The 20,818-nt window shown below is 30.8% G+C and carries 17 protein-coding genes and 8 tRNA genes; 24 read left to right on the top strand and 1 reads right to left on the bottom strand.

Annotated elements, in window-relative coordinates:
• The first annotated feature begins 353 nt into the window (after positions 1–353).
• From glmS to EBB51_RS13285, 15 genes are all read left to right on the top strand, one after another.
• Positions 354–2,180: a glutamine--fructose-6-phosphate transaminase (isomerizing) gene (gene glmS / locus EBB51_RS13350; RefSeq protein ID WP_123054899.1), complete on the top strand. Its 1,827-nt coding sequence runs from the start codon at positions 354–356 to the stop codon at positions 2,178–2,180.
• Between the two features lie 375 nt (positions 2,181–2,555).
• Positions 2,556–2,774, top strand: coding sequence for a hypothetical protein (locus tag EBB51_RS13345; protein ID WP_207667287.1), 219 nt, complete (start codon positions 2,556–2,558; stop codon positions 2,772–2,774).
• A 509-nt stretch (positions 2,775–3,283) separates the two neighbouring features.
• On the top strand, positions 3,284–4,621 hold the full coding sequence (locus EBB51_RS13340) for a Na+/H+ antiporter NhaC family protein (protein WP_123054897.1): 1,338 nt from the start codon (positions 3,284–3,286) through the stop codon (positions 4,619–4,621).
• 235 nt (positions 4,622–4,856) lie between these two features.
• The gene (locus tag EBB51_RS13335) at positions 4,857–6,428 is read left to right on the top strand and encodes a sigma 54-interacting transcriptional regulator (protein WP_123054895.1); all 1,572 of its coding nucleotides are present in this window, start codon (positions 4,857–4,859) and stop codon (positions 6,426–6,428) included.
• Positions 6,429–6,622: 194 nt separating this feature from the next.
• A complete protein-coding gene (megL, locus tag EBB51_RS13330; RefSeq protein WP_123054893.1) occupies positions 6,623–7,822 on the top strand; it encodes a methionine gamma-lyase in 1,200 nt (399 codons plus the stop codon).
• Positions 7,823–7,991: 169 nt separating this feature from the next.
• A complete protein-coding gene (locus EBB51_RS13325) occupies positions 7,992–9,476 on the top strand; it encodes a spore germination protein (RefSeq protein ID WP_123054892.1) in 1,485 nt (494 codons plus the stop codon).
• Positions 9,473–10,567 (top strand): GerAB/ArcD/ProY family transporter, encoded by a 1,095-nt coding sequence (locus EBB51_RS13320; protein ID WP_123054890.1) that lies wholly within the window; start codon positions 9,473–9,475, stop codon positions 10,565–10,567. Before EBB51_RS13325 ends, EBB51_RS13320 begins: the two co-directional genes overlap by 4 nt.
• Complete coding sequence (locus EBB51_RS13315) at positions 10,548–11,660, top strand: Ger(x)C family spore germination protein (protein WP_243103858.1); 1,113 nt, start codon at positions 10,548–10,550, stop codon at positions 11,658–11,660. Before EBB51_RS13320 ends, EBB51_RS13315 begins: the two co-directional genes overlap by 20 nt.
• Positions 11,661–11,841: 181 nt before the next feature.
• Positions 11,842–12,363: a metal-dependent hydrolase gene (locus EBB51_RS13310; RefSeq protein WP_123054887.1), complete on the top strand. Its 522-nt coding sequence runs from the start codon at positions 11,842–11,844 to the stop codon at positions 12,361–12,363.
• 266 nt (positions 12,364–12,629) lie between these two features.
• Positions 12,630–13,496 (top strand): ATP-binding protein, encoded by an 867-nt coding sequence (locus EBB51_RS13305; protein WP_123054886.1) that lies wholly within the window; start codon positions 12,630–12,632, stop codon positions 13,494–13,496.
• A 29-nt stretch (positions 13,497–13,525) separates the two neighbouring features.
• Positions 13,526–13,645, top strand: coding sequence for a DUF3006 domain-containing protein (locus EBB51_RS14040; RefSeq protein WP_347560936.1), 120 nt, complete (start codon positions 13,526–13,528; stop codon positions 13,643–13,645).
• Positions 13,612–13,737, top strand: coding sequence for a DUF3006 family protein (locus tag EBB51_RS14035; protein ID WP_347560961.1), 126 nt, complete (start codon positions 13,612–13,614; stop codon positions 13,735–13,737). Before EBB51_RS14040 ends, EBB51_RS14035 begins: the two co-directional genes overlap by 34 nt.
• A gap of 179 nt (positions 13,738–13,916) precedes the next feature.
• Positions 13,917–15,320, top strand: coding sequence for an FAD-dependent protein (locus EBB51_RS13295; RefSeq protein WP_123054884.1), 1,404 nt, complete (start codon positions 13,917–13,919; stop codon positions 15,318–15,320).
• A gap of 38 nt (positions 15,321–15,358) precedes the next feature.
• A complete protein-coding gene (locus EBB51_RS13290) occupies positions 15,359–16,645 on the top strand; it encodes an adenylosuccinate synthase (RefSeq protein ID WP_123054883.1) in 1,287 nt (428 codons plus the stop codon).
• 185 nt (positions 16,646–16,830) lie between these two features.
• Positions 16,831–17,577, top strand: a complete 747-nt coding sequence (locus tag EBB51_RS13285) for an acyl-ACP thioesterase domain-containing protein (protein WP_123055076.1) — start codon at positions 16,831–16,833, stop codon at positions 17,575–17,577.
• A gap of 8 nt (positions 17,578–17,585) precedes the next feature.
• Here EBB51_RS13285 and EBB51_RS13280 read toward each other — a convergent pair whose 3' ends face one another.
• Positions 17,586–18,818 carry an NAD(P)/FAD-dependent oxidoreductase gene (locus EBB51_RS13280; protein WP_123054882.1) on the bottom strand — a complete coding sequence of 411 codons (1,233 nt, stop codon included), beginning with the start codon at positions 18,816–18,818 and terminating at the stop codon, positions 17,586–17,588.
• Positions 18,819–19,005: 187 nt separating this feature from the next.
• Between EBB51_RS13280 and EBB51_RS13275 the strand changes: the two genes are divergently transcribed.
• From EBB51_RS13275 to EBB51_RS13235, 9 genes are all read left to right on the top strand, one after another.
• Positions 19,006–19,830 carry a pyruvate, water dikinase regulatory protein gene (locus EBB51_RS13275; RefSeq protein ID WP_123054881.1) on the top strand — a complete coding sequence of 275 codons (825 nt, stop codon included), beginning with the start codon at positions 19,006–19,008 and terminating at the stop codon, positions 19,828–19,830.
• Between the two features lie 180 nt (positions 19,831–20,010).
• A tRNA-Glu gene (locus EBB51_RS13270) sits at positions 20,011–20,085 on the top strand.
• A 9-nt stretch (positions 20,086–20,094) separates the two neighbouring features.
• Positions 20,095–20,170: transfer RNA gene (locus EBB51_RS13265), tRNA-Val, on the top strand.
• 14 nt (positions 20,171–20,184) lie between these two features.
• Positions 20,185–20,261, top strand: a tRNA-Asp gene (locus EBB51_RS13260).
• Between the two features lie 7 nt (positions 20,262–20,268).
• Positions 20,269–20,344, top strand: a tRNA-Thr gene (locus tag EBB51_RS13255).
• A 13-nt stretch (positions 20,345–20,357) separates the two neighbouring features.
• A tRNA-Glu gene (locus tag EBB51_RS13250) sits at positions 20,358–20,432 on the top strand.
• A gap of 9 nt (positions 20,433–20,441) precedes the next feature.
• Positions 20,442–20,517: transfer RNA gene (locus tag EBB51_RS13245), tRNA-Val, on the top strand.
• A 16-nt stretch (positions 20,518–20,533) separates the two neighbouring features.
• A tRNA-Asp gene (locus EBB51_RS13240) sits at positions 20,534–20,610 on the top strand.
• A 7-nt stretch (positions 20,611–20,617) separates the two neighbouring features.
• A tRNA-Thr gene (locus EBB51_RS13235) sits at positions 20,618–20,693 on the top strand.
• The last annotated feature ends 125 nt before the right edge of the window (positions 20,694–20,818 follow it).

The following is a 20,818-nucleotide window of genomic DNA, read 5'->3' as shown; positions in this document are numbered from 1 at the left end:
AAAATTTTAATTTTGGAGGTGAAAGTTCGCAATATTTAATTAAAGCGCCAGGACTTGGGTAAAGTAATTTATGTTATTTATTTTACTTGAGTTGACGAGGATGGGGAGAATCGAATCTTCGGCGGGTGCCCCACGGTATCGCACTACCGTTAGCGGTTGATAAAAACAGGAAGTGATTCTTGTAACAACATCAACCTGGTGTTAAAACCTTACTTGTTTCTATTATGATGCTCTTTATATTTTTAAATCTAAAAAAGAGGATAGTTATTTTGTTGTTCAAAATAATGGAAATTTAAAATAGAAACTTAATAATAAACTAACAATTAAAGAGATAAAAGAAAGGAAGATTTTTTATGTGCGGAATAGTTGGTTATGTTGGAGAAAAACAAGCTCAATCAATTTTAATAAATGGATTGAGTAAACTTGAATATAGAGGATATGATTCGGCAGGTGTTGCTATAATAGATGGCGACCATATGAACGTTATGAAATGCAAAGGAAGGCTCGCAAATCTTGAAGAAAGACTAAGTACTGAACCATTAAAAGGAAGTATAGGTATAGGTCATACAAGATGGGCAACTCATGGTGAGCCATCAGATTTAAATTCCCACCCACACAGTAATGCGGATGGAACAATAAGTGTTGTTCATAATGGAATAATAGAAAATTATGTACACTTAAGGGAATGGTTAATATCGAAAGGATATAAATTTATTTCTGATACAGATACAGAAGTTATACCTCATCTAATAGATTACTATTATGATGGAAATTTATTAGATGCAGTTATGAAAGCTGCATCTAAGATGGAAGGAAGTTATGCTATAGGAGTTGTCTGCTCTAAGGAACCAGATAAATTAGTAGCAGTAAGAAAAGATAGTCCGCTTATTGTTGGAGTTGGAAAAGGTGAATCATTTATAGCATCCGATGTTCCAGCAATATTAAATTATACTAGAGATGTATATTATTTAAATGATAAAGAATTTGTAGTACTATCTAACGACGGTGTAGAAATTTACTCACCTGAAGGAGAAAAAATAGAAAAAGAGCTTAACCACGTAACTTGGGATGCTAATGCTGCAGAAAAAGATGGATTTGAACACTTTATGTTAAAGGAAATCCACGAACAACCTAAGGCTATAAAAGCTACTATGACTTCAAGGGTTATGCCTGGTCAGCCAATAAGGTTAGATGATATAAAAATTACAAAAGAGCAGTTAGAAAATATCGAAAAGATATATATAGTAGCTTGTGGAACAGCTTATCATGCTGGAATAGTAGGTAAGTATGTAATAGAAAAACTTGCAAGAATACCAGTAGAAGTTGATATTGCTTCAGAATTTAGATATAGAAATCCTATAATAAATGACAAGACTTTGATGATTGTGATAAGTCAATCCGGAGAAACAGCAGATACTTTAGCAGCTTTGAGAGAAGCAAAAGCTCAGGGTGCAAGAGTAATAGCAATTACAAATGTTGTTGGAAGCAGCGTTTCAAGAGAAGCAGATGATGTTTTATATACTTGGGCAGGACCAGAAATTGCAGTTGCATCTACTAAGGCATATACAACTCAGCTTATTACTATGTATATGATAGCATTGTTCTTTGCACAAAATAAAAATACTTTAAGTAAAGAAGAGATAGAAGAAATAAAGAATGATATGCTTACTCTTCCTGAAAAAGCAAAACAAATGCTTGAGCATAAAGAAGTACTTCAAAAGTTTGCTTCAAAAACTTATATGCATAAAGATATGTTCTTCCTTGGAAGAGGAATTGACTATGCAGTAGCAATGGAAGGATCTCTTAAATTAAAAGAAATTTCATATATACATTCAGAAGCTTATGCAGGTGGAGAGTTAAAACATGGTACTATAGCATTAATAGAAGATGGAACTATAGTTGTAGCACTTGCCACTCAAAGTGATTTATATGAAAAAATGATAAGTAATATAAGAGAAGTAACAACAAGGGGAGCAAGTGTTTTAGGATTCACAGTTGAAGGAAATGAAGACATGGAAAAAACGGTTGATTCAGTAATTTATGTACCAAAAGTTAATGATATACTTTCACCAGTTCTTTCAGTAATTCCACTACAGCTTTTAGCATATTATATGGCTGTTGAAAAGGGATGCGATGTTGATAAGCCAAGAAATCTTGCTAAGTCAGTTACAGTTGAATAGTATGACTGCAGTGCAAGAACAAGTTGTAGTTTTGAAATAAAGTTTGATATTTTGAAACAAAGTTTGAATGAAATTTCTGAATATAAAAGGGCTGTCGTATTATCATAAAAAAATGTGCTAATACGGCAGCGTTTTTTGATTTGCAGAGTTTTTAAAACTTTAAAATGATTAAAAAAGTTCATGCACTTTAGAGGAAATAAGGTGATTGTGTAGAATATATTGTATTAGGTACCTAAGATGTTATTTATATCCACAAGGTAGATATATGGCAAAGGTCAGCAGAGTGCTGACCTTTATTTAAAATTTTGTATTGGAGGAATGAAAATGAAGAAAATAGTTGTTTTTGGGAGTAAGTGCTGACCAGATTGTCAGCCTGTGAAAGAGTTCCTTTCCGAAAATAATGTTAAGTTTGCATTTATTGATATTACTGAAAGTATGTTTAATTTGAAGATGTATCTTAAGTACAGAGATAACAGACCTGAATTCGAAGAATTTAAGAAAAATGGAAAGATTGGAATTCCATTTATATCGATTAACAAGGGAGAAAAGTTGATTTTCGATAAACAACCTGATCTAAATGAACTTAGAGATTAGAATAAAATAAAATAAAGCCGCACAGTCTCAAATTTTGTGGGAGTGTGCGGCTTTTTTCTGTGTACTTCCTTTGTTTAATTTAATCGACATATTATACTATATGTATTGTGTGAGAAGTATTCAACAATTGTAGTTAAGCCTAGTATATTATTCATATGTTAAATATTTTTAAATTTTGTGCAAATTCTGTATTTGATATTGCTATAGAACTATATCAGTAATATTAAAAACTTTTATATTGAATTAAATTATTGATTTTGAAATTATAGTTTACATATAAAATAACACTTATACTGCAGCTGTAAAAAAAGTTTTACAATTGTAAATACTTTTTTACAGTTTAATTAGCAAAGTGGTTTAAAACGTTTACGAATTTTTTATTAATCAGCTTATTTTGCTAAAATTCAAGCTATTATAACTTTTGAATTTTTTGGCATAATAAATGCTGTTATTAAATATATAACTATGTTGAAATTTGCACAAAAACATTGGAGGAGGTATTCAAAATAATGAATGAAAAAAAAGGTAATGCTATAGCCCTACTACCATTAATTGTATTTATGGTACTATTTCTTGGCGTTTCACTTGTAATGCAAGATTTTTATAAAATGCCTGTGGTTGTAGCTTTAATAATTGCATCCACAATAGCAATACTTCAAAACAAAAAAGTACCTATAGAATTAAAAGTTGAAAGATTTTGTAAAGGTGCTGGAGATTCTAGTATAATACTTATGTGTTTAATTTTTATCTTAGCAGGTGCTTTTGCAGAAGTAAGTAAAGCTATGGGCGCCGTAGACTCTACTGTAAACTTGGGACTAGCTATTTTTCCACCAAGCTTTATGGTAGCTGGCATATTTATAATTGGTTCTTTTTTATCCATGTCACTTGGAACTTCCGTTGGAACCATAGTAACATTAACACCTATTGCAATGGGAATTGCACAAAAAACAGGTTTACCTGTCCCATTTTTAGTTGCTGCTGTTGTTAGTGGAGCTATGTTTGGTGATGGATTATCTATGATATCAAATTCTACTGTAGCTGCTACAAAAACTCAAGACTGCGAAATGGTAGATAAATTTAAAGCTAATGTAAAAATAGTACTTCCTGCAGCTATTATAACTTTAATTATATATGGATTTTTAACTTTAGGTATGCAAGTCAATCATACAGGACCTTATAACTATCAATTTATTAAGATATTGCCTTATATAGCTGTATTTGCAATAGCTTTAACAGGCTTTAACGTAGTATTAGTATTAGTTGGAGGTATCGTATTAGCAGCTATAATAGGTCTTGCTTATGGTTCCTTTGATATATTTACGGTATTTCAACTTTGTGCAAAAGGTATTGCAGGTATGGAGGACATATCTATAATATCGATACTAATTGGTGGTATAGGTGAATTAATAAAATTCAATGGTGGTATAGACTTTTTATTAAATACAATAAAAAAGAGAATTCACTCCGAGAAAGGTGCTGAACTTGGTATTGGTATATTAGTTAGTTTAGTAGATTTATGTACTGCTAATAACACTGTTTCTATAATTATAGTTGGTTCACTAGCCAAAGATTTATCTGAAAACTATGGTGTAGATAGAAGAAAAACTGCCAGCCTCTTAGATACTTTTGCCTGCTTTATACAAGGATGTATACCTTATGGTGCCCAACTTTTGGTTGCGTCTAGTCTTGCGGCAATTTCACCATTTTTAATAATGAAATATCTTTGTTACCCTTATCTCTTAGGGATTGCATCAGTGCTGGCTATAGCATTTGGAATACCAAAGTTTAAAACTCCAGCCAAAGGTGCATTAAAATTGGAAGATGATGAAGCTTCTACTATTGCTTAAAAGTAAGTAATTTTTTATAATTTATAAATTACACGCCCTTTAACAAAGAATTAAAATAACATAAAAGATAAGCAAACTACATTTTGCAGTTTGCTTATCTTTTATACTATTTTAATGTTTCCGTGCTTAACTTTCATTAACTTTCATTAACTTTTACTTGAAACGATTACTACTTTAAATATAAAATTATAATAGTAGTATTATTTTACTATATTTAAAAAGGAAAGGGATATTTATGAAAAATTACTTAAGACTTGAAATAACCTCATGTGATCGAATAGGAATGGTTTTAGATATTTTAAAAAAACTTTATGAAAATAACATAAGTATTCATTCTCTTGAAGTTTTTCCAAACAAAGTATATATAAAGGTAGAAGCTTTACAAGAAGAAGGAAAAAAGTTAAATATTATTGAAAATCTACTTAGTATAGATGGTGTTTTAAAAGTTCATGAAATTGAGCTGCTTTCTTATGAAAAAAATGAAAGAAGACTTCGTGCTATTATAGATGCTGTACAAGATGGTGTACTAGCTATAAACTATAACGGAGAAGTGGAACTCTTTAATAATTATTGTGAAAAAATATTCCACATAAAAAGAGAAGATATAGTTGGAAAGAATATAAAAGAACTTTTAGACTTGGACTGGCCTATTATTAATCTTTTAAAAACTGGGAAAAATTATGACAACATTGAAATTAATGAAAAAGGTGTTAAAAGCAGCTTTCACTATATTACTTCAGGACGTTCTATAAAAGATGATAAAGGAAAAACTATAGCTGCTGTTGCCTCACTTAAAGATATTAATGAAGCCATAGAAATGTCAAATGCCATTACTTCAAAAGAAGAATTTGTATTTAAAGATATTATAGGTAATAGCCCTGCCATTGTAAGGACTAAGAAAATATGTACATCTGTGGCAAAAAGCAATTCAACTATACTTCTTCGCGGCGAAAGTGGTACAGGCAAAGAACTATTTGCAAAGGCTATACATAAATTAAGCTTACGAGCAGATAAAAATTTTCTAGCCATAAATTGTGCTGCTCTTCCAGATAATCTTATAGAAAGTGAACTTTTTGGATATGTAAAAGGGAGCTTTACTGGGGCAGTAGAAAATGGTAAAGATGGTTTATTTAGAGCAGCAAGTAATGGTACTTTATTTTTAGATGAAATAGGAGAACTATCTCTTCCCATTCAGGCAAAGCTTTTAAGAGTTTTACAGGAAGGCACTATAAGAAAGATAGGCAGTGCTGTAGAGGAAAAGGTAGATGTAAGGATAATTGCAGCAACTAACAGAAATTTAGAGGATATGATCAAAAAAAATACTTTTAGAGAAGATTTATACTATAGGCTAAATGTAATACCTATATATATTCCTAGTCTTAGGGATAGAATTGAGGATATACCTATATTAGTTAACTTTTTCATAAAAACACTGAATAAACAAGTAGGTAAAAATATAAAAGGTGCAGAAACGGAGTTTATAGAAGAACTTGTAAAATTAGATTGGCCTGGCAACATACGTGAATTAAAAAATGTTGTAGAAAGAGCTATGAATTTGTGTCATGGACTTTTTTTAAAAAAAGAAAATTTGATCATGAATTTTCAAAAAACTACAAATCATGAAGAAGATTCGAAAAATAATGACTTTAATTTTAAATTAAAAGATGTAGTAGAAGCTGCTGAAAAAAAAGCTCTTATTTCTGCTATGAAAGATTGTAAAAGCTGTAGAAAAGCTGCAAAAGCTCTTGGTGTATCTCATACTACTATAATAAATAAATTGAACAAGTATGGGATAAACTTTCACTAATTTATAATAAGTTATTACGCAGGTTTTAAATAAGTGTAAAATTTTATTTACATATGTAAATAAAATTTTACACTTATTTAAAAGAAACGGTCGAAAACATTTACACCCTATTGCAAATGCTGTGCTTGTACAACTGGCATGAAGTTTGCTTTATATTATGGTGTAAATAAAAAACTTTTAGGAGGCTAACTATTATGGAAAATAAAAAACTAGGATTTAATACAATAGCAATACATGGAGGTCATGTTGGCGATAAACAATTTGGTTCTTTAGCGTCTCCAATATATCAAACATCAACTTTCATATTTGAATCAGCAGAACAAGGTGGAAAAAGATTTGCTGGTGAAGAAGGCGGATATGTATATTCTAGACTTGGAAATCCAACTTGTACAGAAGTTGAAGATAAATTAGCTTTACTAGAAGGCGGTGAAGCTGCTGCAGTTGCTGCATCCGGTATGGGCGCAATTTCTTCTGCACTTTGGTCTGCACTTAAAGCTGGTGATCATGTAGTTGCATCAGATACTTTATATGGATGTACTTTTTCACTTTTAAATCATGGTCTTACAAGATTTGGTGTTGATGTAACATTTGTTGATGTAACAGACATTGAAAGTGTAAAAAAAGCTTTAAAACCAAATACAAGGGTTGTTTATCTTGAAACCCCAGCAAACCCAACATTAAAAATTACTGATATTAGAAAAATATCTGCTATAGCTCATGAGAACAATAAGGATTGTCTTGTATTTGTAGACAATACATTCTGTACTCCTTATATCCAAAAGCCTCTAGAATTAGGTGCTGATGTAGTTGTTCATTCTGCAACTAAATACTTAAATGGACACGGAGATGTTATCGCTGGATTTGCAGTTGGTAAAAAAGAATTTATAGATCAAGTTAAACTTTTTGGATTAAAAGATATGACTGGTGCAGTACTTAGTCCTTTTAATGCATACCTTATTATAAGAGGAATGAAAACTTTACCTATAAGAATGGAAAAACACTGCGAAAATGCTGTGAAAGTTGCTAAATTCTTAGAATCACATCCTGCTGTTTCAGAAGTATATTATCCTGGTCTTGAGAGTTTCAAATATCATGACCTTGCTAAATCTCAAATGAAACTTCCAGGTGCTATGATTTCCTTTGAATTAAAAGGCGGTGTAGCAGAAGGTAGAATAGTTATGAACAATTTAAAATTAGCTGCACTTGCAGTAAGCTTAGGAGATACTGAAACTCTTATTGAGCATCCTGCTTCTATGACTCACTCACCATATACAGCAGAAGAAAGACATGCTGCTGGAATAAGTGATGGTCTTGTAAGATTATCTGTTGGTCTAGAGAATGCAGAAGATATAATAGCTGATTTAAAACAAGCTCTTGATTTAATAGTAAAATAAATTTAATAATATAATCAAAATTTCAAAACCTATAATGTTTTGAACAAAAGGACTTAGTATTAATTAACTTTAATGCTAAGTCCTTTTTTTATATAGATAGAATTAATTTATTAATAAATATCAGGAAAAAGAGAATAATAAACTTATCAATGAATGAGGAGGTGACAAAATGCACAGCAGCGACAGCCAATTTGCAATTGATTCTACTGTTCAAAATATAAGAAACTTGATGGGAAACAAATCTGAACTTATAGTAAAGAATATGTTTATTGGCAGTAATAATACTTTAGGGGCAGCTGCAATTTATTTAAATGGTCAGACAGATAAAAATATAATAAATAGAGACATATTAAATCCATTAATGCTGCATGTACATGAGGATATATCAAATATTGAGAATTTAGCTGACTACTTGTGTAAAAAATATATTGCTGCAAGTAATACTAGTTTAGAAACTGATGTAAATAAGCTGCCGGACAATATAAATGATGGTAAAACCGTAATAGTAATTGATGGTGTTTCAAATTTTATTGTAGTAGACACTGCAGGTGGAAATTATAGGTCAATTTCGGAACCAACTAATGATATTTCATTAAGAGGTCCAAGGGAAGGTTTCGTAGAAAATTTAGAAACAAATATAAGTCTGCTAAGTAGAAGAATAAAGGACAAAAGTTTGACTATACATAAGTTTAAAGTTGGCAGAAGAAGCCAAACTAATCTTGTAATCATGTATATTGACGATATAATTGATAAAGAATTTTTAAAAAGCATAGAAGAAAAGGTAACTAAAATAGATAAAGATTTTGTAGGAGCTAGTACTATAATTGAACAAATTATAGGAGAACATGATCTTAGTATATTTCCACAGACTATAGGAAGTGAAAGACCTGATGTAATACAAGCTGCTTTAATGGAAGGAAGAATAGCATTTTTACTTGAAGGTACTCCATATGTCACAACTTATCCAACTACATTTATAGAATTTTTTCAAACTGTAGAAGATTATTATGGCAGAACTATGCAAACTTTACTAGTAAGATTATTAAGATTTATTGCAGCATTTATTGTTATAACACTTCCTGCAATTTATATAACTTTTATTAAGTTTAATACTGAACTCATACCTGCTCAATTTGCTCAATCACTTATTGAAGCAAGGAAAGGCATAGTATTCACACCATTTATATCACTTATAGCTATGCAAGTAACTATAGAATTTTTAAGAGAAGGTGGATTAAGGTTACCCGGTAAAGTTGGTCAGACCCTAAGTTTAGTTGGAGGTATTATAATTGGTGATGCTGCACTTAAAGCTAAAATTATAAGTTCATCTACATTATTAGTTGCAGGCATCGCAACAGTTGCTTCTTTTGTAATATCAAATTATCAAATGTCAATTGCAATAAGATATTTGTCATTCCCGATGCTTATACTTTCTAATTGGCTGGGTGTGCTTGGAATAATAATTGGCTGGTTTTTTATATTAGCATATCTTTGTTCACTTGAAAACTTTAGTGTACCATACTTTGAATTTAATTTAAGTGATATGAAAGATACATTTATAAGAGTTCCTATAAAATATATGAGAGAAAGACCTAAAGTTATACCAAATGTCAATCCGGTAAGACAAAAAAGACCTGGGAGGAAAAATAAATGAATAAACCCCAAAATACATTTATGACCCCAAGCCAATTTACAATGTTTTTAATATCAATATTTACTGGAGTTGGAATGCTGTATTTACCTAATTCTGTCATAAAAGATGCTAAACAGAGTGGATGGATAAGTTGTATAATAGGAGCATTTTATCCATTAATTATAGTAATAATAGCATATTATGTTTGTAGAAAATTTCCTAATGACGATATAATAACACTTAGCAAAAAGTGTCTTGGAAATGTATTAGGAAATATTTTTAATATTATATTTTTAACTTTTTTTATTTTTATGGCAACATCAGAACTTTCTGCATTAGCTAATGTATTTAAAGTATATACGACTCCTTTTTTAAAAAGTTATCAAATATTTTTATGTACACTCACAGTTATAGCTTATATAGCTTATAAAGGAATTAAACCACTTGCAAGGTTAAATGAAGTAATTTTTTACATGGCAATAGCATTTGTTTTTATACCAGGTGCGGCTTTAAGATATGGAAGTTACTTAAACTTGATGCCTGTGTTTGGCTGTGGAATTAAAGATCTATTTAAAGCTTCAAAAGAAATGCTTTTCTTTTATACTGGTGGAGAAGTATTATTTTTAATTTATCCATTTTTACAAGATAAGAAGAAATTTATGAAATGCGGTATAACATCTGTAATTTTTACTGCATGTGTTTATACATGGTTTACTTTTTCAGCTATATATTATTTGGGAATAGATATTTCACCTAAATATTTATGGCCGACTTTAACATTAGCTGATACCCTGAATATACCGATTATAACAAGTTTCAGATATGTATTTGTGTCACTATGGGCATTAGTAATTTTAAGATGTCTTGCTGTTTACTATTTTTCATCTTGTTATGGGTTGAGTAGAGTAATAAAAGGAGTATCCACTCAAAAGTTTGCAATAATTTTATATCCAATAATTATACTTTTAGCAAGTTTATATGGAAATCCAACTACAAGAAGGGCTTATACTAATATCATACTTAAATGCTATGTAATATATAATTTAATTTATATTTTAGTAATAACAACTTTAATGCGTTTTAAAAAAGGTGATGATTTTGAAAAAAAATAAGGTTGTATTGATTATTTTAATTCTTTTAATTTTTATTGTATCATTTGTTGGAGCAAAAGGTGAAGTCATTGAAAACTTGGATGTACCTATTGGAGTTGGAGTTGATTCAGAAGCTAATCTTTCTAATAGATCATATATTATATCAATGTTAATACAAACTTTTGAAGGTGGAAACAAAACATCTTCTAATGTAATAACTGGAGAAGCTAAAAGTTTTGGAGAGACTAGGGAAGAAAGGCAGTTAAAAGAAAGTAAGAAGATTGTATTAGGATTAATTAGGGTGTTTTTCTTTGGAGAAGGGGCTTCAAGAAATGGTATAAAAACTTTTATTGATGTAAACTTAAATAATCCAGACTTAAATGATAGAGCTGTATGTGTGGTGTGTAAGGGAAATGCAAGGGATATGCTGCAGCATAAAGTGAAAGGTTATACTAGTTCAGCAGAATATGTTGAAGGAATGGTAAAAAATTTGGAGCAATTCAACTTTTTCAAGCAGCAATATACTGTACTGGATATGATAGTTAGGGTAGACGCTGAAGGAAGAAATTTATTACTTCCATATATAGAGTTAAAAGATGGAGAAATTCAAACTACAGGGCTTGCAATATTTAATAAAGATAAGATGATTGGAAAGGCTGATATCAAGGATACAAAAATGATAAATCTCTTGAAGGAAAATAATGTAAAAGGGATGTTAACACTCCAGCAAAGTCCAAAAAAATTTATAAATTTTTATGCTAAGTCAAAGAGAAAAGCTAATTGTTATATGGAAAATGGTAAATACAAATTTATAATAGATTTGAAATTAACAGGTTCTATAATAGGTAATGAACTTTATGAAAATATGAATACAGAACCTAAGAAAGTTAAAGAATTTGAAAGAGATATTGAAAAATCAACAGAACAATTATGTAATGAAACTATAGGTAAGATAAAAAATAATTATAAAGTTGATGTTTTGGATCTAGGAGAAGTTGCAGCTGCTAAATATGGAAGAGGAAAGGGTATAGACTGGAATGATGTAGTCACAAAGTCTGATATACAAGTTAGAGTACATGCAAAGGTAAGTGATCAGGGAAGAGGAGATTATTGATATTTTAAATGTATTTACTACAAAGAGGTTTTAGCTTATAAAAAATTTACCTTGTAGGTTAAGTTTTTTATAAGCAACCAATCTATCTATTTTCTATTTTAAAATTGAAATATTATAAATTTAAATTTATAGTATTAAGTAACCGACAATTAATAATTTATAATATTGGAGATGGTGCTATATGATTTTTTTTGGACATTTAGGTTTAACTACAGGAGCTATAAAAGTTGTAGAAAAGTTAGACTGTAATATTAAAGTTGATTATAGGTTTGTACTTATAGGATTAATATTACCAGATATTATAGACAAGCCTATAGGAGCTTTCTTATTCAGAAATATATTTCACAATAGTCGTATATTTGGACATACACTGCTGTTTCCCATTATAATTATGTTATTTGGAGTGTACTCTATAAAAAACAATAAAAAAAGTAACGTTTTATTTTTAGGAATAGCTAGTTTTATTCATTTGGTACTAGACAGCATGTGGCTGTATCCTCAGATACTTTTTTGGCCAATTCTTGGCTTTAAGTTTCCTACTAGACCCGAAGGCAGCTGGATTAAAAATGATTTTGTAAGGCTTGTTTCAGATTCTAACTATTACATGCCGGAACTAATAGGTTTTGTTATAATTGCATATTACTTCATTAAGATTATTAAAAATAAAAATGTAAAAGCCTTTTTAAAAGAAGGTAAGTTGTAAGTGTAAGTGAATGGTAAAATAGAATATTTTAAATATGATAATAGAGCTTTAGTAAGCTCTTTTTTTGTTAAAGACACTTGAAAATTCACAAGGCGGAATAAATATGTTCCCTAATATAAAAGGTATATTTGATACAATATAATAGAAAATATGGTAAAAGTATGATAAAATTATAATAGGCTAAAAAATTTACTTTGAAATCAACTCTAGCATAACAAATCAACTCTTAATCTATATGATAATTCTTACTTTAGGAGGGTTTAAAATTGTATAATACTATAATACATTATAACAATGAAGAAGAGTATAAAAAGTGCATTTTAAATATTGACAAGTTCCTAGAAAGTGTAAATTGTAATGTTAGAAGTTCTATAAATAATATAAATGGTGCGGCCGATTTAAGTCTTATGACTAATGTAAATATTGAACAAAAACAATACCTTAATTTAATAAAGTCAAACACATTGAATGTATTAAATGTATTAAATACTGCAGTAGATTTTTTAAAGATACAGTTTTGCAATATGAAAGTTGAAAAAGTAGAATTTAACTTTAAAGACTTTATAGATGATATAGTAAAACCATCAAGCAAAGAAGCTATTTGTAATGATGTCAAATTTGAAATAGATATCGATGAAGGCATACCCAATGTATTAATAGGGGATATTGTTAAGTTAAGACAAGTATTGATTAGTATTATAGAAGGTGCAATAAAATTCACAAAACATGGAATGATATCATTTATGATTGAAGTTATTAATAGCTCTCAAAAACAAATTGATTTAAGATTTAAAGTTAAAACTAGCAGTACAGCGTTTTGCAAAAATAATGTATTAAAGTTTTTTGAAAACTTGAATAAGCCTAATGGTAAGTACTGCATTGAGAATCTTAATGATTCGATGATAGGTATTTACATAGTCAGTGAAATTGTGAAAGTTATGGACAGCCAAATTAATGTAGTAAGCAAAAAGAATATTGGAACAACATTCTCATTTGATTTACTTTTAGAAATAAGTAAAAAATCTAGTTTAATAGACATTGATGTAGATAATAAAAATGATAGAGAAAGTTTACAACCTATAATTAAAAATAATACTATATATGAAGATTCATTATTTTTATATCCTTTATAGTTTAATTTAAGTTTATAGAAGGTGATAGTTTGAAAGGGGTAATAGATAGATTTGAGGGTAAATTTGCAGTTGTAGAATTAGAGGATGGGCGCATAATAAACATATGTAAAAAAAAATTTCCTGCGAGGCAAAGGAAGGCGATGTATTAACTATAGATAAATGTATAAAAATAGACTTTGAGGAAACGGTTAAAAGAAAATCAAGAATTAAAGGATTAGCAGATGATATGTGGAATCGTTGAAATGGTTGTATAGGTATTACTATACATCCGTTTTGTTTTTAAACTTGATTATTTTTCATGTTATGTTTTTAATTAGTACTCAATGCTACGAATCTTATACTCATTAAATGCAAAAATATTCGTATTTTGTATTGATTTATTGATGTAGTTTTGATACCATAAAGTAGGAGGGATGAGCTTTGAAAAAAAGTTATGATGTTATTATAGTTGGGGCAGGGCCAGCTGGAATTTTTACAGCTTTGGAAGCCACAAAACTTAATCATAATTTAAATATCCTTATAGTGGATAAAGGAAGGAATATAGAGGATAGAAAGTGTCCAGCCAGGATTACTGGAAAGTGTGTAAATTGCAAACCCTGCGGTATAACATTTGGCTGGTCTGGAGCAGGAGCATTTTCAGATGGAAAGTTATCTTTAAGTCCTGAAGTAGGAGGAAGAATACTTGAATATGTTTCTGAAGATAAAGCAAAGAATTTAATTAAGTATTGTGATGATGTATATTTAAAATTTGGAGCAAACAAGACTGTTTATGGTCTCAATAATGAGAGCATAGATAGTATAAAATATGAAGCAAGTAAACATAATATTAGATTAATAGAGTGTCCAGTAAGACACCTTGGGACAGAGCTTGCTTACAATGTATTAAAGAAGATGTATTATCATCTTATCAATAATACTAAAACTGATTTTAGTGAACTTACAGAAGTAGAAGATATAATTGTATCTAACAGAAAGGTCAGCGGAGTTGTACTTAAAAATGCAGATGGTAAATCTTCTGTAGGATGTAAGTATTTAGTTGCTGCACCTGGAAGAGGTGGAGCTGAGTGGCTTGCAAATGAAGCAAAAAAGCTGGAAGTCAAAACTACAAATAATGCAGTTGATATAGGTGTTAGGGTTGAAGTACCAAACTCAATAATGGACCACTTGACTAAATACTTATATGAAGCTAAATTAGTGTACTATTCTGATACATTTGATAATAAAGTTAGGACTTTCTGTATGAATCCAGGGGGAGTAGTATCAGAAGAACATTATGATGGATCGATAGCTGTAGTAAACGGTCATAGTTATTCTGAAAAAGAATTGAGAACAGAAAATACTAATTTTGCAATGCTAGTATCGACTACATTTACGGAACCTTTTAATCAGCCAATTACCTATGGAAAGTACATTGCAGAGCTTGGCAATATGCTTACAGGTGGAGGAATAATGGTTCAAAGACTTGGTGATTTATTAAATGGAAGAAGAACAGATTATTCTAGAATAAAGAAGTCTACCACAATACCAACATTAAAGTCAGCAGTCCCTGGTGACTTGAGTTTTGTGCTGCCTCAAAGACACTTGACTTCAATTGTAGAAGCTTTAAAAGCATTTGATAAAATAGCACCTGGACTTTACAGCAAAAATACTTTATTATATGGAGTTGAAGTAAAGTTTTATTCAAGTAAGTTTGAAACAGATAATAATTTTAGAACATCAATAGAAAATTTATACACCATAGGTGATGGAGCTGGTATAACAAGAGGACTTATGCAGGCATCTGTAACAGGTGTAGTTGTTGCCAGAGATATTACAAGTAGATAATTATTTACCAATACCTATGTAAAAGAGGAGGAACTTTTATGTCAGCATTTATTGTATTAGGAGCTCAATGGGGAGACGAAGGAAAGGGTAAAATGACAGATTACCTTGCTAAAAGCGCAGAAGTAGTTGTCAGGTTTCAAGGTGGAAATAACGCAGGTCATACCGTAGAAGTTGGAGATAAACAGTATAAGCTTCATTTAATACCATCAGGTATACTTTATGAAGATAAGTTAAATATAATAGGAAATGGAGTAGTACTTGATCCAAAATCTTTATTTGAAGAAATAAGCTACTTAGAGGGTCTTGGAGTTAAAGTTACCCCAGAAAATCTTATGATAAGTGATAGGGCTCAAGTTGTAATGCCATATCATAGAGTTTTAGACGGCGTAAAAGAAAAATCAAGAGGAAAAAATGATATTGGTACAACTGGAAAAGGAATAGGTCCTTGTTATACTGATAAAGCTGAAAGAAGCGGCATAAGAGTTTGTGATTTAATGCATACTGAAGTTTTTGAAGAAAAACTAAAGCATAATATTGAAATGAAAAATGATATTATAACAAAGGTTTTTGGCGGAAATGCTTTAAACTTCGTTGATATATATAATGAATATCTTGAGTACTCCAAAAAGTTAAAACCTTTTGTAAAAGATATATCAGTAGAAGTATACAAAAACATAAAAAGCGGCAAGAAGGTTTTATTTGAAGGAGCACAGGGAACACTTCTCGACATAGATTATGGAACTTATCCATATGTTACATCATCAAATACAATTGCGGGAGGAGTATGTACTGGAGCTGGTGTAGGACCTACAATGATAAGTAACATAGTAGGCATAGCTAAAGCATACACTACAAGAGTTGGTAAAGGACCATTCCCTACTGAATTATTTGACGAGACTGGTGATTGGATAAGGGAAAAAGGACATGAATATGGAGTTACAACTGGAAGAGCAAGAAGATGTGGATGGCTTGATCTTGTTATATTGAAGACATCTGCTAGAATTTCTGGACTTACAAGTTTTGCAGTAACTAAAATAGATACCCTTGCAGGTCTTGAAAAAGTAAAGGTATGTGTAGGATACAAGATGGATGGCAAAGTAATAGATTATGTACCTGCAAGTTTAGAGGATCTTGCTAAATGTGAGCCTATATATGAAGAACTTGATGGATGGGATGAGAGCATAGAAAATGCAAGAACTTATGAAGATCTTCCTGAAAATGCAAAAGCTTACTTAAAGAAAATAGAGGAACTTACAGAAACAAAGGTATCAATAGTTTCAGTTGGTCCAAAAAGAGATCAGACAATTAAGGTAAGTGAAATATAATAGTTGTAATAATTACAGCCGCCTGATAAGTTTAATAATATCAGGCGGCTTTTTTTAATAAATTAAATTGATATACTTGGCTAGATTATGTATAGTATACTTAATTACTAATGAAAATTGGAGGTTAACTTTACATGGAAAACAAGTTAAAAAAAGTTGAAATAATTAATAATAATTGTAATAGAATGCGTATAGTTACAGAAAAAGAATATGAAATACATTATTATGAAATTGATTGTGAAAAAAAACTTTTAATTACAAGCCTTATGAATTTTTTTAGTGATGTCGCCATACAACAATCTGAAAATTTAGGAGTTGGACTTGGATATTTAAAGGAAAAAAGTACAGCATGGGTAATTTATAAATGGGATATACATTTAAAAAGATATCCTATGTTTAATGAGAAAATAAGAGTTAGAACAATGCCATATTCTTTTAGAAAATTTTATGCTTACAGGACATTTGAAGTATTGGATGAAGGCGGAGAAGTTATTGCAGATGCAAATTCACTGTGGTTTTTTATAGATACTAAACAAAGAAAAAGTATAAGAATTACAGATGATATGTATAATGCATATGGCATAGATAAAAGTAATAATAAAGTTTTAGGTATGGAAAAAGTAGGATCACCTAAAAAAATAGATAGTGAAGAAAATTTTAATATAAGATATACAGATATAGATACAAATCAGCATGTAAATAACGTAAAGTATGTTGATTGGGCTCTAGAAACAGTACCAATAGATGTAGTAAATAATTATGAACTAAATGATATAAATATAATTTATGAGAAGGAGTTAACTTATGGAGAATCCATAAAGGTTGTTACAGAAATAGAAGAGAATGAAGATGCTGTAATGTGCATACATGAAGTTCAAAATGCAGAAGGAAAAGAAGCAGCTAAGTTAAAAACAGTATGGAACAAAAAATAAAGTGCTGTTTATGATTTCGCAGCACTTTTTCCTGCAGTAAATCCTGAACTCCATGCCCACTGAAGGTTAAATCCACCGCAGTCTCCATCTACATCTAAAACCTCTCCAGCAAAAAACATATTTTTTATTATTTTGGATTCTAGAGTTACTCTATTTACTTCTTTTGTATCTATTCCACCAGCAGTTACCTGTGAGTTTTTAAATGTATTGGTATCTGAAACTGTAAACTGCCAATTTTTTAGAAGATCAAATATTTCTTGCTTTTCCATCCAGGTGAGTTCAAAAGATGGTTTATGTATATCTTTAATTGAAGCTTCTTTTAAAAGAATAGGAATGATTTTTTTATTTATTATTCCTATAAAAGAGTCAAAAACACTTCGATAACTAAACATTCCCCAATGATTTTCTAAAGATTCTTTTAAAGCATCATTATCCATATGGGGCATCATATCTACACTTAATTTTACAGACTTATTTTTATATAGATTATATGAAGCTATACGACTTAATTGTAATATTGGAGGACCTGAAATACCATAGTTTGTAAAAAGTATTTCTCCAAATTCTCTTTTTAGAGGTTTATCATCTACAAATACTTGAACATTACCATTAAATTTCACCCCTGATAGTGCTTTTAAGTTTTTATAGGCTAATTTTAGCTGAACTAATGCCGGTATAGGATGAATTATGTTATGACCTAGGTTGCGTGCCAAAGTAAACCCAGAGCCATCAGAACCGGTATTAGGGGCTGATTTTCCACCGCAGCATAAAATGATTTTATTGCATGAAAATGCAGTATCAGTATTTGTTGTTACTTTAAATCCATTCGAAGATATATTTATATCCTTAACTTTTGTATTCAAGTATACAGGTATACTGCGGTCTTCTACAGCCATTCTAAATATATCAAGTACAGAAGAAGATTGAAGTGACAGCGGATACATTTTTGTGGATTCTAAATTTGTTATAGGCAGTCCTAAAGTTTTAAAAAAATCTATGGTATTAGATAGAGAAAAATTGTCTAGTGTGTATTTCGGAAAATCTTTGTTTTCGCTGTGATACCTATCTATTGATATATTACTATTCGTTATATTACATCTACCATTACCTGTAACTAATATCTTGTTTCCTATTCTTGAAGACCCTTCAATTATAGCTGTATCCTTTCCCATATCTTTTGAAGTGATTGCCGCTATGATGCCTGAAGCACCGCCGCCTATTATTAATACATCATGAAACAAGTTAACACCGCCCTAATCTATAATTTATCACTAAAGTCGTGGAATTTTTACATATAAATTTAAAATTTCAGTCTAAATTTAAATAATGTTATTTTATATTATATCATATTTGTGTAATACTATATTTGTATTTAATATAATCTGTATATTTTATCAAAAAGTTATAAAAATAAAAGGGGGAATTAGGTTGCTTACTATTTATGCAGTATCAGATTCAATAGGTGAAACGGCTGAACAAGTAGCAAAAGCTACTGCAAGTCAGTTTTGTGAAAATGTAAATGTAGAGAGGATTCCATATATAAAAAGTTTTGAAGTTGTAAATGAGTTTATAAACAACATAGAAGATAAAAAAAATACAATGATTATATCTACTATAGTTTTAGTGGATGTAAGGGAGTTTCTAGTGCAAAGATGTATTGAAGAGGGTATACATATAACCAATGTACTTGGACCATGTATAAGTATGGCATCTATTATACTAAATAAGATACCAGACTATAGACCAGGTGCAGTATGGCAAATGGATTCTCAGTACTACAAAAAAATACAAGCCATGGAATTTGCAATACAATATGATGACAGCAAGGACAACTCTGGTATAAAGAATGCAGATGTGGTATTAATAGGACTTTCAAGGACATCAAAGACTCCACTATGTGTATATCTTGCTAATAAGGGAATAAAGGCACTAAATGTTCCTTTAATGCCTGAAGTTGAGGTTCCAAAGGAATTATTTGAAATAAGCAGAAATAAAATAATAGGTTTAACTATAGATCCTATGCAGCTTATAGAAATAAGGAAACATAGATTAGATAGGATTGCATCATCTTATCAGCTTTCAAGGGAAATTCAATATGCTAATGCAGAAAGAGTGCTTAATGAATTAGACTATGCAGATAGAATAATGAGAAGATTAAGTTGTAAAGTAATTGATGTAACAAAAAGGGCAATAGAAGATACAGCTTTAATTATAATGGAGCATATAGGCTATATAGGTCATAAGGAGATATAAATTGACACAAAAATACTTTTAATATAAAAAGACTGCCTGAAGTATTGATTTACAAGCGTTTATATCCAAAGTATTAAATTAATAAAAAAAAAGTTTTAAAAAAAGTGTTGACACTTTGGATAAAATTTTGTATTATAGTGTATGTCAGGTCGCCAAGATAAACACCTGATAAGCTAATAAGGCCCCTTGGTCAAGCGGTTAAGACACCACCCTTTCACGGTGGTATCATGGGTTCAAATCCCGTAGGGGTCACCATTAATGTGTGGGCGCATAGCTCAGCTGGGAGAGCATCTGCCTTACAAGCAGAGGGTCACAGGTTCGAGCCCTGTTGTGCCCACCATACATTTAAAATGTGGCCTAGTGGCTCAGCTGGTTAGAGTGCCGGCCTGTCACGCCGGAGGTCGAGGGTTCGATACCCTTCTAGGTCGCCATAAGTTCGCTGGCATAGCTCAGTTGGTAGAGCAACTGACTTGTAATCAGTAGGTCGAGGGTTCGAGGCCTTCTGCCAGCACCAATTTTATAAATAAGGCCCCTTGGTCAAGCGGTTAAGACACCACCCTTTCACGGTGGTATCATGGGTTCAAATCCCGTAGGGGTCACCATTAATGTGTGGGCGCATAGCTCAGCTGGGAGAGCATCTGCCTTACAAGCAGAGGGTCACAGGTTCGAGCCCTGTTGTGCCCACCATACATTTAAAAAATGTGGCCTAGTGGCTCAGCTGGTTAGAGTGCCGGCCTGTCACGCCGGAGGTCGAGGGTTCGATACCCTTCTAGGTCGCCATAAGTTTGCTGGCATAGCTCAGTTGGTAGAGCAACTGACTTGTAATCAGTAGGTCGAGGGTTCGAGGCCTTCTGCCAGCACCAAAAAAGACATTATAAATTTATAATGTCTTTTTTAGTTTGATTAATATAATGTTTAAAAAATAAAAGCACAGAGTATAAAATAGCTGCTCTATGCTTTTAATGTTTTAAAATATATTTTTGAAGAA

The organism is Clostridium sp. JN-1 (assembly GCF_003718715.1).
Lineage (GTDB): Bacteria > Bacillota > Clostridia > Clostridiales > Clostridiaceae > Clostridium_AV.
This window is presented reverse-complemented; position numbering and strand designations above follow the sequence as displayed.

Coding starts and splice junctions, on each gene's coding strand:
- EBB51_RS13285 (WP_123055076.1), top strand. CDS start 16,831: ATGCGTATAGTTACAGAAAAAGAATATGAAATACATTATTATGAAATT.
- EBB51_RS13315 (WP_243103858.1), top strand. CDS start 10,548: ATGATTTTGAAAAAAAATAAGGTTGTATTGATTATTTTAATTCTTTTA.
- EBB51_RS13290 (WP_123054883.1), top strand. CDS start 15,359: ATGTCAGCATTTATTGTATTAGGAGCTCAATGGGGAGACGAAGGAAAG.
- megL (WP_123054893.1), top strand. CDS start 6,623: ATGGAAAATAAAAAACTAGGATTTAATACAATAGCAATACATGGAGGT.
- EBB51_RS13320 (WP_123054890.1), top strand. CDS start 9,473: ATGAATAAACCCCAAAATACATTTATGACCCCAAGCCAATTTACAATG.
- EBB51_RS13325 (WP_123054892.1), top strand. CDS start 7,992: ATGCACAGCAGCGACAGCCAATTTGCAATTGATTCTACTGTTCAAAAT.
- EBB51_RS13310 (WP_123054887.1), top strand. CDS start 11,842: ATGATTTTTTTTGGACATTTAGGTTTAACTACAGGAGCTATAAAAGTT.
- glmS (WP_123054899.1), top strand. CDS start 354: ATGTGCGGAATAGTTGGTTATGTTGGAGAAAAACAAGCTCAATCAATT.
- EBB51_RS13335 (WP_123054895.1), top strand. CDS start 4,857: ATGAAAAATTACTTAAGACTTGAAATAACCTCATGTGATCGAATAGGA.
- EBB51_RS13340 (WP_123054897.1), top strand. CDS start 3,284: ATGAATGAAAAAAAAGGTAATGCTATAGCCCTACTACCATTAATTGTA.